This window comes from Pseudobacteroides cellulosolvens ATCC 35603 = DSM 2933, from assembly GCF_001262605.1.
Lineage (GTDB): Bacteria > Bacillota > Clostridia > Acetivibrionales > DSM-2933 > Pseudobacteroides > Pseudobacteroides cellulosolvens.
This window is the reverse complement of the sequence record NZ_LGTC01000001.1, coordinates 3,863,054-3,877,600: the sequence shown is the minus strand read 5'-3', so window position 1 is coordinate 3,877,600 and position 14,547 is coordinate 3,863,054. Positions and strand designations below refer to the sequence as shown.

The following is a 14,547-nucleotide window of genomic DNA, read 5'->3' as shown; positions in this document are numbered from 1 at the left end:
TTTATAAAATAGTATGGTTTTAGTACAATTTATGGTATTAAGCAAAATGTTTTGCTTTTGCAATATTCATTATGTAAAAAAGTTTATTGCAGGGCTGAATGAAGAGAGAAATAAGAAGGGGGATAGAAATTTAATGAGTGAAATAGCTACAACGACTAAAATTCCTGCTCCAGCTAAAACTCCTAAAAAAAAGAATATAATTTATTATTTGAAAAAAGATTGGATTCTGTACCTTATGTTACTCCTTCCAATGGCATATTTTATAATTTTCAAATATATACCTATGTATGGAACTATAATTGCATTTAAAGAATACAATCCTTTTGAAGGTGTTTTTAAAAGTCCATGGATAGGATTTGATGCTTTTAAAGAAATATTTGGGATGAGCGACTTTTATAAAGCATTAAGAAATACATTTATGCTTAATTTATTTGACTTGGTTATGAGCTTTCCGGCACCAATTATTTTGGCAATTATAATAAATGAAATCAAAATAAGCTGGTTTAAAAGAACTTCTCAGACACTTTTATATTTGCCGCACTTTTTATCATGGGTAATAATAGGCGGTATAGTGCTTCAAGTATTTTCACCAACTACAGGTATAATACCTTCTTTATTTAAATCAATGGGATTAGAATCAATAGCATTTCTTACAGAAAAATGGAACTGGCTGTTTACTTATACAGGAGTAGGTGTATGGCAAAGTGCAGGGTGGGGAATGATTATTTATCTTGCAGCCATATCAGGTATAAGCCCTGAACTGTATGAGGCGGCAGAGGTGGATGGAGCAGGAAGATTAAGAAGAATATGGCATATAACTTTACCTGCACTTAAGCCTACTATAATTGTTTTATTGATATTGAATGTAGGAAAAATTGCAATGATTGGATTTGATCGTCCTTTTATCATCGGCAATCCTCAAGTTTATGATTTTTCAGAAGTTATAAGTACATTTGTTTATAAGGTGGGATTGCAGTCCTACAGATACACTATTGCAACGGCGATAGGGTTGTTCCAGTCTGTAGTAGGTATGATTTTAATATTAGTAACCAACTTTATTGCTAAAAAAAGCGGTGAACAGGGAATTTGGTAAAGAAAGGTGCATATAATTATGGAAGCTAAATTGTCAAATGGTATTTTTCGTAAAGAAAAATTGAGTAATACAAGGAAGCAAAAAACATCCGACAAGGTATTTGATACTGTTATAATAGTAATTACAACAATTTCAGCATTGCTTTGTTTATTGCCTGTATTAAACGTAGTAGCTGTATCTTTAAGTTCAAATTCAGCAATCATATCTTCTAAGGTATTTTTGTGGCCTGTTGAATTTACAATCGACTCATATAGGGCAATATTCTCAGATAAGTCAATGATGTGGTCTATGGTTTTTACAATATTAATTACTGTGATATACACAGTGGTGAGTATGGCTTTGACCATTGCAGCAGCATATCCGCTTTCTAAAAAGAGTTTGAAAGGAAGAAGCGGCTTTCTATTGGTAATAGTAATAACCATGTATTTTAGCGGTGGAATTATACCGGACTATATTCTGGTCAAAAGTCTTGGACTACTGGACAGTATGTGGAGTCTTATACTGCCTGGTGCCATCAGTGCGTTCAACTTGATTCTTCTAAAATCATTTTTTAATTCATTGCCTGAAGGTTTGGAAGAAGCAGCTAGAATAGACGGGTGTACTGACTTTGGAGTATTGATAAGAGTGGTGCTTCCGTTATCTCTTCCAATCATAGCTACCTTAAGCTTGTTTTATGCAGTTGGGAAATGGAACAGTTTTATGGATGCCTTGTTTTATATAACAGATCCGAATAAGTACCCTTTGCAGCTTAAGCTGTATCAAATAGTAGCAAACAGTCAGTCTCTAGAAGCTGCTTTTGCTGAGGGTAATATGTCTCCAGGCTTGCTTCCTGACAGCTTGAAGGCTGCGAGTGTTATGTTCGCGACTATTCCTATAGTATGTGTTTATCCGTTCATACAAAAGCATTTTATTAAGGGTGTTATGCTTGGGGCTATTAAGGAATGATATAATATCTCATAAATTAAATTCTATATAAATGGATTTTAATAATGGAGATTTTATATAATCTATTAATATTATAATAATAGGGGGACATGTTTATGAAAAAGCGTTTTGGCAAAGTAATAAGTACTACGCTGCTAGTGGCAATGCTAACGACTGCAATTACAGGTTGCGGCAGTCAGGGTGATAAGACTGATGATACCACAGCAAGTGAAAAACCAAAGGAAATGGTGGAATTGACAGTTGAGGTTTTTGACAGATCAACACCTGGGTATCAGGCAGACAAGAACTTCCAGACAGAATGGATACAGAAAAACTTTGGTGATCCAAATGGAATTAAGCTGAAATTTGTACCAGTTTTAAGAGGTCAGGAAGTTGAAAAGCTGAATGTGTTGATGGCGGCAAATCAGGCTCCGGATGTTTCCTTTACTTACAATGAAGGTTTGATGTACAACTACATAAAAAACGGCGGACTTACTGATTTAGGAAAATTGCTTGATGAACACGGTAAAGATCTTAAAGCTTATCTTGGAGATACTTTGTTAAACTACGGCAACTGGGGTGGAGTGCAATACGCTGTGCCTGCGAAGAGAGTTATGGAAGCATGCTTTGGAACATTTATAAGAAAAGACTGGCTTGATAAATTAAATATGCCTGTTCCTCAAACAACAGATGAATTTTATAACACTTTAAAAGCTTTCAAGGAAAAGGATCCAGGAAAACTTGGCGAAAAAGTTATTCCTTTTACCATCACTGTCGACCCAAATAATATTAACTGGACTTCACACACTCTTCTTGAATCATTTAAAACTTCTATATCCGAAGAAGACAGATATAGTATGAGGAACTGGGTAATACCTGGCTTTAAAGAAGGTATAAGATTTATGAACAAATTGTACAATGAGGGTCTATTAAATAAACAGTTTGTTTTGGATAAAGACGGTAAACAGTACGAAAAAGATGTTGCACAGGGTAAGGTTGGTGCTTTTATTCAAAGTTATGACTTCCCATACAGAATTACACCTGGTTTGGCAACTGAGCTTAAGAAAAATGTTCCTGACAGTGACATTATTCCAATAGATCCATTTAAGAACTCAGAAGGTAAAAACATAAAAATGAAATACAATCCTAATGGATTATTTATAATAGTACCAAAATCAAGTAAAAGAGCTGTTGAAGCAATAAAATATCTTAACTGGATGTCAAAACCTGAAGTGTTGAAATTCCTCCAAAATGGTAATAAGGGTGATCAATATACTGATGAGCAAGATGGCATACCAATGAATGTTATATCAAACGACAAGCTTCCGGATGATAAAAAAGCAAACTATATTGATTTGTCTATTATAGTAAACGGTAAGGAATTCGGAAGTACTGAAAAGAACATAAAAGCAGCATCATTCGGATATCCAGGATTTGAAGATAAGTTTACAGAAGCTTACAATATAGCATTAACAGATGCCGGCTATATGCCTCGTTTTGACAGAGTTATCGAAGCAGAAGCAAAATACTCCAAGGCACTTACAGACAAAGAAGTACAGATATTTGTAAAATCAATTACTTGTAAGCCTGCAGATTTTGACAAGACTTATAATTCACTTGTTCAGGATTACATGAAATCAGGCGGACAGCAAATAGAAGATGAAAAGAGAGCAGCATTTAAAGCAATGAAGAAATAATTAATAGTGCTATAATAGCATTACAAAAAGCCTTGACGGAGCTTAACACTCTTTCAAGGCTTTTTTAGTTGCGAGAAATTATGATGTAATCTATATCATAATTTCTCGCAACTACGATCAAGTGTGACAAAATTGCAAGCGATTATGCCCTGTCTAAAAATTTAGGCACCATGGATTCTAATGTCAGAATATAATATACCATTATTATTGATAGGGCGGTATGGGATGTGGATAGTATTGTAAAACTGGAGAACATTGGGATGAAATATCACTCACTCAATGGTGAGATAAATGCCCTGGAAAACATAGATCTCTCCGTAAAAAAAGGAGAGTTTATCAGCATTGTAGGTCCTAGCGGCTGCGGAAAATCAACGATACTTTCCCTTATTTCAGGACTTGTGAATCCAACATCGGGAAAGGTTCTTATAGCAGGCAAGCCTCAGCAAGAGAATTTGCGAATGGTTGGATACATGCTGCAGAAGGACCATCTTTTCGAATGGAGGACAATTCTTCAGAATACGCTTTTAGGCTTGGAAATCAGGAGAACACTTTCAAAAGAAAGCAAAGACTATGCATTAGAGCTTTTAGAGACTTATGGGCTTTACGAATTTAAAGATAAGTACCCTTCACAGCTATCAGGTGGCATGCGGCAGAGGGCAGCACTTATAAGAACCCTTGCCGCAAAGCCGGAAATACTGTTACTTGATGAAGCGTTTTCAGCACTTGATTATCAGACCAGATTGGCAGTTACGGATGATATTTATGCTATTATTAAGAAAGAAAATAAAACTGCCATACTTGTAACCCATGACATAGCCGAATGCATCAGTGTTGCAGATAGGGTAGTTGTTCTTTCAAAAAGGCCTGCAAAAGTTAAAAGCATCCATGAAATTATATTTTCCTGCAGCCAAAGAACACCTCTTAAATCAAGGGAGGCCCCTGAATTTTCAAAATACTTCAATGCAATATGGAAGGAGCTGGATGTTCATGTATAATAGGGGTAATGATTACATATCACAGGAGCATATGGAGTATCTTAAGAAGGTCCGTATAAAAAGGTTTAGCATACTATTGACTCAAATACTTATACTGGTCTTATTCCTCGGGTTATGGGAGGCGGCTGCAAGGTTAAAGTTTATTGATCCTTTTATAACAAGCCAGCCATCAAGGATTTTTTCCACGCTTATTAGTCTTTACAGAGAAGGACAGCTGTTTGAACATATTGGCATAACTTGCATGGAGACGGTTGTAGGGTTTTCCCTTGGTACTGTATTAGGCATAATAATAGCTGTTATATTGTGGTGGTCTGAGTTTTTATCAAAAGTTTTTGAACCATACCTGGTCATACTAAATAGTTTGCCTAAAATTGCATTAGGACCAATATTTATTGTATGGATAGGTGCAGGTCCTATATCAATAATTGCAATTGTACTTACAATTTCAATTATTGTGACTATTCTGGAAATATTGAATGGATTTTTAGGGGTAGATCCTGATAAAATTAAACTGGCAAAGACCTTTGGGGCTAATAAATTTCAAATAATGATGAAGGTGGTGCTGCCGTCATCGCTTCCTGTAATAATGAATGCACTTAAGGTAAATGTAGGGCTTTCATGGGTTGGAGTAATTGTCGGGGAGTTTTTGATTTCCAAGGCAGGCATTGGATATCTTATAGTTTATGGTGGTCAGGTGTTTCAGCTTGACTTGGTAATGACCAGTGTTTTTATTCTTGCAGCAGCGGCGTATGTTATGTACCGATGTGTAGCATATGTGGAAAAACTGCTTGTTAAGAATAAAGGATGATTTTACAGTTCGTTATCTATAGCACCTTTCCAAGTTTTAATGAATATCATATGGGGGGAGGTGTTTATTATGCGAAAGGCGTATGTGTATTTTTTGCTGGCAGGGGTTTTCCTACTATTATTCACAGCTTGCGGCAAGAGTGATTACCAAAAAATCCGCTTGAGTGAAGTTACCCGTTCTGTATTCTATGCCCCGCAATATGTTGCTTTAAACGAGGGCTTTTTTAAGGAAGAGGGCCTTGAAATTGACCTTACCAACGGTCAGGGTGCAGATAAGGTAATGACATCGGTTTTGTCGGGTCAGGTGGATATCGGGTTTTCCGGGCCTGAGGCTGCCATATATGTATACAATGAAGGCAAGGAAGACTATGGGGTAGTTTTTGCACAACTTACAAAGCGAGACGGGTCATTCCTGGTAGGAAGAAAGCCTGAACCGGATTTTAAGTGGAGCAATGTAAAAGGTAAAACCATCATTGGTGGAAGAAAAGGTGGAGTGCCTGAAATGACTCTAGAGTATGTACTGAAGCAAAAAGGTTTAATACCTGGTAAGGATGTAAAAATAGATACAAGTGTACAATTTGCCCTTATGGCAGGAGCCTTTACAGGAGGACAGGGGGATTATGTAACATTGTTTGAGCCTGTTGCGTCAACTGTGGAAAAGGAAGGAAAAGGCTACATTTTAGCATCTATAGGGAAAGAAAGCGGAGAGATACCTTATACTGCTTATTATGCAAAGAAAAGCTACATAGATAAAAACAAAGAGGTAATACAGAGATTTACCAATGCCATATATAAAGGGCAGAAGTGGGTTCAAAGCCATAGCCCGGAAGAGATAGCAAAGTCTATCAAAACTTCTTTTCCTGATTCTGATTTGGACACTCTGGTGTCAGTAGCAAGAAGGTATAAGGAGACTGATTCATGGTGTCAAGTGCCTGCAATGAACGAGGATTCACTTGGATTATTGCAAAAGGTTATGAAAACAGCAGGAGAACTGCAAAAGGAAGCTCCATATGAAAAAATTGTTACAACCGAGTTTGCCGATAAGGCATATGAAAATATTAAGTAAAATTAATTGCTTTTAGTCATGATCAAGAAATAACTTCCTCTATAAATTTTGCTCATGTGTTGACTTAACTTGTCAACACTCGCAAAGAAAGCAGAAGTAATTTTTAATCCATACTTTAATATGATACATAAGCGGAGGTAGTAGTATTATTATACCTTCGCTTTTGATGTTTATTCTAATAAACCATTATTTATACTTTTGTAAAATGTCATTCATTCTTATCTTAAAATGTTCAATATCTATTTGGGAGTCAGTAAAAACTGTTTCCTCAAGAACTTTATCCAAAATCTCAGCTTTTACGTGATCATCCTCTATCTCATTTATTACTTTTTCCCGAGACTCTTTTAATATAGACATTATGTCCTCGTTTATATTATTATTGATTATTGAGTCGATTTTTTTACGGATTTGTTTTGAGAGTGCCGGATAGCTTCCTGATGTTGAGATACCTATCACAAGATCATTTCTTTTAACTATTGAGGGAAAGAAAAATGTACACTTTTTAGGGTCATCTGCAACATTTACAAATATGCCAAGATTTACTGCATCTTTATAAATATTTTCATTAACCAGTGTATCTGAAGTAGCCGCTATAATCATAAAAGCACCGCTTATATCAGATGATTCATAACATCGACTAATATGAACAAGTCTTCCGGAGTCCTTTAGAAGTTTGATCTTATGTGAAATTTCAGGGCTTATAATTACAATATCCCCATTAAATCTGCTTAAGATCTCAACTTTTCTAGAAGCCACTTTTCCGCCTCCCACTACAATACATTTTTTACCTTTCAAGTCAATAAAGAATGGAAATGCTGTCATTTGTACCTCCATAGTTCACCTTATATATCAAGGGTGATTAATCTCTTACATAAGTCTATTGCAAATACATTATAGAGCTATTTATGGATAAAATCAATGAAGTTTGGGGAGAAGTAAAGCTATATTAATATATATGAATATGTATTGAGGAGATTTCAAAAATTTCCGTGGTCAATTTTTTAATGTTGAAGATCAGTAAAATCAATATTTTTGAAATCTCCAGTTGACCAGTTATTTTTTGGAATCACTTAATTTAAAATTTTGTAAAAAAAAATAATATTTTGATTGTAAGAATGAATAAAATGAATTAAACTATAGAAAAGTGAATAGAAAAACATAAGGTTTGACTTATATTAAAAGTGTTAATATATAAAAGTCGATTAAAAGGGAAATGGGTTAGAGTCCCATACGGTCCCGCCGCTGTGAATGAGGAGTTCTTATGTATAGTCCACTGGGAAGCCGGGAAGGAACATAGGAATGATGATGCTTAGTCAGAATACCTGCCTTATCGTTTAGTAATAAGTGTACCTTGAAGGCTCATAAATCAGGTTACACTTGCTACATGTACACCGTTTACGCTACGAAGGATAGGGGGGTGTTTATATTTTGTTGTTTTAAATTTATTAACCCCTTAACTTTATTAATATTAATAAATAAAAGTTAGGAGGTTTTTTTGATGTCAGGAAAAAATCAAACAGTTTTAGGACTTATATTAATGATTGCATTATTTCCTCAATCGGCTTCAGCAATGCATATAATGGAAGGTTACCTTCCGCCCTTATGGTGTGTTTCATGGGGTGCGGCATCAATACCTTTTATAGTGATGGGTTTGTTTTCCATACAGAAAACGGTAAACTTAAATCCAAAGGTAAAAATAATATTAGCCATGGCAGGTGCTTACACTTTTGCACTTTCAGCTTTAAAAATACCTTCTGTTACAGGAAGCTGTTCCCACCCTACAGGAGCAGGGTTGGGAGCGATGGTGTTCGGGCCTTTGGCAATGACTGTTATAGGATTAATTGTATTGGTGTTTCAGGCACTTCTTTTAGGCCATGGAGGACTTACTACGCTAGGTGCAAATATGTTTTCAATGGCCATTGTCGGCCCATTTGTAGCATACGGATTATTCAAACTTGTTCGAAAGCTTAGCGGACCCTTGTGGCTTGCAGTTTTTTTAGGAGCATCCTGTAGTAATTTTTTTACATATGTAGTAACGTCATTCCAACTTGGGTTGGCATATCCTTCGCCTTCGGGAGGAATATTCGGGTCGGTAGCTAAATTTTTAGGAGTGTTTTCATTCACACAGATTCCACTGGCAATAAGTGAGGGGATTATTACAATTGTAGTTTTCAATGTAATAAAAACTTATAACAGCTCTGAGTTAAAGGATTTGAAAATATTGTCCGAAGAGGTGGCAAAATGACAACTAGTACCAAAACAGTCAAAGGAAAAAAAGAAATTTGGAAAACTAATATAATTCTACTGCTTCTTGTAGCAGTTATAACCCTGGTACCATTTGTTCTTCAAAAGCATGGAGATTTTTTAGGGACCGATGACAAGGCGGAAAAAACCATAACTGAAATAAAGCCTGATTACAATCCATGGTTTGAATCTGTTTGGACTCCGCCCAGCGGAGAGATTGAGAGCCTTTTATTCGCACTACAGGCAGGTGTAGGTTGTCTTATAATCGGGTATTACATTGGATATGTGAGAGGAAGAACAAAGAAGGAAGATAAGACTTGATAAATATTGATAAATATGCTTACAATTCAAAACTTAAAAAGGTTAGTGTAATCAGGAAGTTACTCTTTTCCCTGTTTGCTCTGGGTATATGCATTTGGGCTGATTCCATAGCCATATCGGTTTTTATTGCATTAATAATGATATTGGTTACTTATAAAAAGGGAGAGGTGCCTTTAGGCTTCATACTAAAGCTTATGCTAGTTCCATTTGTGTTTTTATTAATGAGTACACTTGCTATTACTATAGAAATAACCCGACCTGAAAATTTGTCTGAAAGGATGTTTATTCTGTCAGGTTCTATTGCCGGATTACAAATTGGAGCTACCATTGAAGGGATCAAGGATGCACTTAATATATTTTTTAAAGCACTTGGAACAATTTCATGCTTGTATTTTTTATCCCTCAGTACACCTATGCTTGAACTAATGGCAGTTTTACGAAAGCTTAAGGTACCCAAATTATTAATTGAACTTATGGGGCTTACATACAGATTTATATTTATCCTTTTGGAGACAGCTGAAAATATTTTTGTTTCACAGAGGGCAAGACTGGGGTATGAAGGCTTATCATCAGGCTTCAGGTCAGTTAAGATTCTTTTTTCATCATTATTTATAAGATCATTTAAACGAAGTGATGAAATTTATCGTTCCTTAGAAGCAAGAGGCTATGATGGAGAGTTGAACTTTTTGGAGGAAGAAATTAGGTTTTGTTGCAAGGATGTTATAAATCCTGCTATGTTTGCATTTCTTATGGTGCTATTAACGTTGTCACTTAAGGAATGACTAAAAATCCTGGGAATTTTGGTGGAGGTTTTCTTTAATGACAGATAATATTCTTGAGACTAAAGAGCTTTTATTTGTATATACTGATAAAACTAAAGCTTTGGAAAATGTAAACATAAAAATAAAAAGGAGTCAAACTACTGCAATATTAGGGGGAAACGGTGCCGGAAAATCAACGTTATTTCTATGCTTTAACGGCATTTTGAAGCCTGTAGGCGGAACCATTCTTTATAATGGACAACCTTTGGACTATTCCCATAATGGATTAAAGCATCTTAGGAGAAAAGTCGGGATTGTCTTTCAGGACCCGGATAACCAGTTGTTTTCAGCAAGTGTGTATAAGGATATTTCATTTGGTCTTATGAATATGAAGCTTGAAGAAAAAGATATTAGACAAAAAGTAGATATTGCAATGGATAGAACAGGTATAAGCCACTTAAAGGATAGACCAACCCATAGTTTAAGCTTTGGGCAAAAAAAGAGGGTGGCTATAGCAGGAGTACTTGCCATGGAGCCTGAGGTGCTGATTCTGGATGAGCCTACGGCAGGACTTGATCCTTGTGGCGTAAGTGAGATAATGAAGCTGCTTAAAAACGCTCAGAAGGAGCTTGGAATTACTTGTGTATTATCTACACATGATATTGATATTGTTCCGTTATACTGTGACTACACTTATGTACTAAGCAATGGGAATGTCAAGGTGGAGGGAACCACTGATCAGGTTTTTTCCAATAAAGATGCACTTAGAAAGATGAACTTAAGACTTCCCAGGGTTGGTCACCTTATAGAAATTTTAAATAATAAGGACGGTTTTGAATTCAGTGAGAATGATGAAACAGCAGTAACTATAGCAAAGGCACGAAGGGCAATAATCAATTGGAGGGACCGGAATGGGAAATGAATATAGGAGAGATGTGGAATGCTTGATAAAATAGAAATTGTAAAGCCTGAAGACATAGAAAAAAGAAGCTTTGAAATTATTACAGATATACTTGGAGATACTGTATTTCCAGCGTTACATGAGTCGGTTATAAAAAGGGTCATACATACTACAGCGGATTTCGAATTTGCCAAATTACTTAATATCAGCGAAGGTGCAATAGAAAACGGCATTAAAGCTATAAAGGAAGGCGGGAATATTGTAACAGATACAATGATGGCTGCTTCCGGCATCAACAAAAAGGAACTTGGTAAATACGGTGGACGGATTGTGTGTTATATGAATGATGAGGTAATAGCTAAGAAGGCAAAGGCCCGTAACACAACAAGGGCATGTCTTTGCATGGAAAAGGCCTCAGCAGATAAAAATAACAGGATTTTTGTTATAGGAAATGCCCCTACTGCACTGATAAGGCTTTATGAACTTATAAATGAGGGAACCATATCACCGGATCTTGTTGTTGGTGTTCCTGTGGGTTTTGTCAATGTAGTCGAGTCCAAGGAACTGTTTAAGACATTGGATGTTCCATATATTATTACAGATGGCAGAAAGGGAGGCAGCAATATTGCGGCAGCTATTATAAATGCCATGCTGTATATGAACAGGGTGTAAGCTATGGAGGATTATGTCATTGTAAATGGAAGAAAGTTTAAAAAGGGCTATACTACAGGATCGTGTGCCGCTGCTGCTGCTAAAGCTGCTGCAGCTATGCTGGCTGGTCAAAGCAAAATGGAAGTTGCAAGCATTGATACACCTGCAGGGATAAAACTACACCTTCCTATAGAGGATATAGAATTTTCAGGTGACAGCGTCAGATGCTCTGTAATAAAAGATGGTGGGGATGACCCTGATATTACAACAGGAATTAAGGTTTATGCAGAAGCAAGGTATTCTTCTGCAGGGGGGATAGTGGTTAGAGCCGGAGAAGGAATAGGAAAAGTTACATTAAGAGGACTTAAGGTTGAAGTTGGACAGCCTGCCATAAACCCTGTACCAATGAGGATGATAATGGAAGAGGTAGAGAAGGTTATAACGCCAGGCACAGGCCTGGAAATAACCATAAGTGTTCCGGGAGGAGAGGAACTTTCCCAAAAGACATATAACCCGAAGCTTGGAATAGTAGGAGGAATATCAATACTTGGTACAACCGGCATAGTGACACCAATGTCGGAGGAAGCCTGGAAAGAGGCTGTTGCCATGGAACTATCGGTTATTGCAGCATCGGGAAATACCAAAGCAGTTCTTACTTTTGGAAACTATGGTAGTGAATTTGCTAAATCCATGCTTGATATAGATGATAAATACATTGTAAAGATGAGTAACTTTATAGGATATATACTGGATAAAGCAGTGGAGCTTGGTTTTAAGAAGCTGATTTTGGTAGGTCACTTGGGCAAGCTGGTAAAGGTTGCGGCCGGTATATTCAACACCCACAGCAGGGTTGCAGACGCCAGGATGGAGATACTTGCAGCTTACTGTGCACTTGAGGGAGCATCCATGGAAGTTGTTAAGAGCGTTTACAGCTGCACTACAACAGACTTGGCAGCTGAAATTATCAGGGAATCGGGTTTGGAAAATGTATTTAAAAGAATAGTTCAAAACTCTTCAAAAAGGTGTATGGAGAATGTATATAACAAGTTGCTGGTAGGTACTGTACTGTTTAATGAAGATAAATTTCTATTGGCAATGGATGAAAATGCGGAAGAAATTTTATATGGAGAAAGTTGGAATGGGTATGGGGAATAAGGTATATATTTTAGGGGTTGGCCCAGGTGATAAAGCTCTTATATGTCCTGAAGCAGAAAAGGTTATTAGTAATTGCCATGTACTCATAGGGGGCATTAGAAACCTTCAAGTGTATGGGAATTTAGACTGTGAAAGAATAAAGGTAGGAAACAATCTTGATGAAATTGCCAAATACATAATGAGCAACATGGAACAAAAAAATATAGCTGTTTTAGCTTCAGGTGATCCGGGAGTATTTGGTATTTTGGAATACTTGAAGGGTAAAATTGATAATGACAAAATTCATGTGGTTCCTGGAATAAGCTCTTTCCAATACCTGTGTGCAAAAATGAAAATAAGCTGGCAGGATGCTTTTTTAACCAGTGTTCATGGAAGAGATCAGGCTGATGTGATTGACATTGTGAGGAAAAACAAAAAGACTATCATATTTGCCGGAGGGGATAATACTCCTGAGAAAATTTGCAGCATGTTTTTTGAAAAAGGCCTTAAAGATGTAACAGTTACAATTGGAGAAAAACTTTCTTATAAAGAGGAAAGAATAACAACAGGAAAACCAGATTCTTTAATGAAAATGACTTTTGAAAAGCTTTCTGTACTTCTTGTACTAAATGAAAAATGTACAAGTGAACCCAAAGGCCCCATGGATAATGCAATCCATGGGATACCCGATGATATGTTTATTCGTGGAGATGTACCCATGACCAAAGAAGAAATAAGAACTGTAAGCATTTCCAAGCTAAGACTAAGGGAGAACTATACTGTTTTTGACGTCGGTGCTGGCACGGGTTCTGTTTCTATAGAATGTGCTTTAAGGTGCACCAAAGGCCAGGTTTATGCAATTGAAAAGGAAAAAGATGCGGTTAAGCTTATTGAAGAAAATATAGAAAAATTTAGAGCTAACAATATAAATATAATTCATGGAAAAGCACCTGATGTGCTAACAGGTCTGCCAGAACCTGATTGTGTATTTATAGGGGGCTCCTCCGGTAAAATGAATGATATACTGGAATGTATAAGTAATTGTAAAGGGAAAATCAGGGTGGTAACCAATGCAGTTACAATAGAATCTGCTTATGAGGCTATAAAAGGCCTTGAGGAAAAAGGATTCGGATGTGTCGATGTGGTTTTAATGTCTGTATCAAAGGGTAGGAGCGTTGGAGGCAAACACCTTATGCAGGCACTAAATCCTGTATATATTATAAGCGGTGAATATGGAGGCAGACAATGAAAGGAAAACTCTACGGAATAGGTGTAGGGCCGGGAGACCCTGAGCTTATTACTATAAAAGCTAAGAAAATTTTAGATAGGGTACAGTGCCTGGCAGTTCCAAAAACCTCTATAGAAAAAGCCAGTCAGGCTCTTACGATAGCCAAAGGTATTATAAACTGCGAAAAAGAAATACTTGAGCTTATTTTTCCTATGAGCTTTGACGACAAGGTGTTGGATGAAAGTTGGAATTTGGCGGTGCAGCAAGTATCCATGAAGCTTGACAGTGGGATAGACGTTGGGTTTATTACATTGGGTGACCCAACAGTTTACAGCACTTACATATATCTACACAAGGCAATAAAGGAGAAGGGGTATGATACTGAAATAATTCCCGGAGTTACTTCATTTTGTGCTTCTGCAGCAAGAGCCGGCCTTAGCTTGGGAGAGAACAGAGAGACAATAGCTGTTGTACCGTCGGCATATGAATGTAGCGATCTCGATAATATATTGGATAGCTTCGATAATATAGTGCTTATGAAAATATCAAAAAATATGGAAAAATTAAAAAAGAAACTTAATCAAAAGGGACTGTCACAAAAGGCTGTGGTTGTGAGTAAATGCGGTATGGATGATGAAATGATAAGTCTTGGAATTGACGAACTTGATGAAGAGGGTCTTAGTTATTTCTCCACTATGATAATAAAAAAAAGCGGGGTGAAATAG

15 protein-coding genes and 1 riboswitch are annotated in these 14,547 nt (G+C 36.6%); of the genes, 14 read left to right on the top strand and 1 reads right to left on the bottom strand.

Features of this window, described 5'->3' with window-relative positions; translation table 11 throughout:
* Window positions 1–133 precede the first annotated feature (133 nt).
* The 6 genes from Bccel_RS15815 to Bccel_RS15790 all read left to right on the top strand — a co-directional run bounded on the left by Bccel_RS15815 (window position 134) and on the right by Bccel_RS15790 (window position 6,582).
* Entirely contained in the window at window positions 134–1,093 is a 960-nt protein-coding gene (locus Bccel_RS15815; RefSeq protein WP_050753533.1) for an ABC transporter permease subunit, read from the top strand.
* 18 nt (window positions 1,094–1,111) lie between these two features.
* Entirely contained in the window at window positions 1,112–2,038 is a 927-nt protein-coding gene (locus Bccel_RS15810; protein ID WP_081926820.1) for a carbohydrate ABC transporter permease, read from the top strand.
* Window positions 2,039–2,133: 95 nt separating this feature from the next.
* Complete coding sequence (locus Bccel_RS15805; protein ID WP_036939088.1) at window positions 2,134–3,714, top strand: extracellular solute-binding protein; 1,581 nt, start codon at window positions 2,134–2,136, stop codon at window positions 3,712–3,714.
* Between the two features lie 227 nt (window positions 3,715–3,941).
* A complete protein-coding gene (locus Bccel_RS15800) occupies window positions 3,942–4,709 on the top strand; it encodes an ABC transporter ATP-binding protein (RefSeq protein ID WP_152966030.1) in 768 nt (255 codons plus the stop codon).
* Window positions 4,696–5,517, top strand: a complete 822-nt coding sequence (locus Bccel_RS15795) for an ABC transporter permease (RefSeq protein ID WP_457920555.1) — start codon at window positions 4,696–4,698, stop codon at window positions 5,515–5,517. The genes Bccel_RS15800 and Bccel_RS15795 overlap by 14 nt, the downstream gene beginning before the upstream one ends.
* A 69-nt stretch (window positions 5,518–5,586) precedes the next feature.
* Complete coding sequence (locus tag Bccel_RS15790; RefSeq protein WP_036939082.1) at window positions 5,587–6,582, top strand: ABC transporter substrate-binding protein; 996 nt, start codon at window positions 5,587–5,589, stop codon at window positions 6,580–6,582.
* A 186-nt stretch (window positions 6,583–6,768) separates the two neighbouring features.
* Here Bccel_RS15790 and Bccel_RS15785 read toward each other — a convergent pair whose 3' ends face one another.
* Window positions 6,769–7,404, bottom strand: a complete 636-nt coding sequence (locus Bccel_RS15785) for a precorrin-2 dehydrogenase/sirohydrochlorin ferrochelatase family protein (protein WP_050753532.1) — start codon at window positions 7,402–7,404, stop codon at window positions 6,769–6,771.
* A 325-nt stretch (window positions 7,405–7,729) separates the two neighbouring features.
* Window positions 7,730–7,926: riboswitch (cobalamin riboswitch) on the top strand.
* A 154-nt stretch (window positions 7,927–8,080) separates the two neighbouring features.
* Between Bccel_RS15785 and Bccel_RS15780 the strand changes: the two genes are divergently transcribed.
* From Bccel_RS15780 to cobI, 8 genes are read left to right on the top strand one after another with little or no spacing between them, the layout of a single operon-like run.
* Window positions 8,081–8,827, top strand: coding sequence for an energy-coupling factor ABC transporter permease (locus Bccel_RS15780; protein ID WP_036939079.1), 747 nt, complete (start codon window positions 8,081–8,083; stop codon window positions 8,825–8,827).
* Window positions 8,824–9,147: an energy-coupling factor ABC transporter substrate-binding protein gene (locus Bccel_RS15775; RefSeq protein WP_036939076.1), complete on the top strand. Its 324-nt coding sequence runs from the start codon at window positions 8,824–8,826 to the stop codon at window positions 9,145–9,147. The genes Bccel_RS15780 and Bccel_RS15775 overlap by 4 nt, the downstream gene beginning before the upstream one ends.
* Window positions 9,144–9,929, top strand: coding sequence for a cobalt ECF transporter T component CbiQ (gene cbiQ / locus Bccel_RS15770; protein WP_036939074.1), 786 nt, complete (start codon window positions 9,144–9,146; stop codon window positions 9,927–9,929). Before Bccel_RS15775 ends, cbiQ begins: the two co-directional genes overlap by 4 nt.
* Before the next feature lie 37 nt (window positions 9,930–9,966).
* Window positions 9,967–10,830, top strand: a complete 864-nt coding sequence (locus Bccel_RS15765; protein WP_036939072.1) for an ATP-binding cassette domain-containing protein — start codon at window positions 9,967–9,969, stop codon at window positions 10,828–10,830.
* Window positions 10,831–10,848: 18 nt separating this feature from the next.
* Complete coding sequence (locus Bccel_RS15760) at window positions 10,849–11,481, top strand: precorrin-8X methylmutase (protein ID WP_036939070.1); 633 nt, start codon at window positions 10,849–10,851, stop codon at window positions 11,479–11,481.
* Between the two features lie 3 nt (window positions 11,482–11,484).
* Window positions 11,485–12,615 carry a cobalt-precorrin-5B (C(1))-methyltransferase CbiD gene (gene cbiD, locus Bccel_RS15755; protein ID WP_036939069.1) on the top strand — a complete coding sequence of 377 codons (1,131 nt, stop codon included), beginning with the start codon at window positions 11,485–11,487 and terminating at the stop codon, window positions 12,613–12,615.
* Entirely contained in the window at window positions 12,584–13,843 is a 1,260-nt protein-coding gene (cbiE, locus tag Bccel_RS15750) for a precorrin-6y C5,15-methyltransferase (decarboxylating) subunit CbiE (protein WP_160317732.1), read from the top strand. Before cbiD ends, cbiE begins: the two co-directional genes overlap by 32 nt.
* Window positions 13,840–14,547: a precorrin-2 C(20)-methyltransferase gene (gene cobI, locus Bccel_RS15745; RefSeq protein WP_036939067.1), complete on the top strand. Its 708-nt coding sequence runs from the start codon at window positions 13,840–13,842 to the stop codon at window positions 14,545–14,547. The genes cbiE and cobI overlap by 4 nt, the downstream gene beginning before the upstream one ends.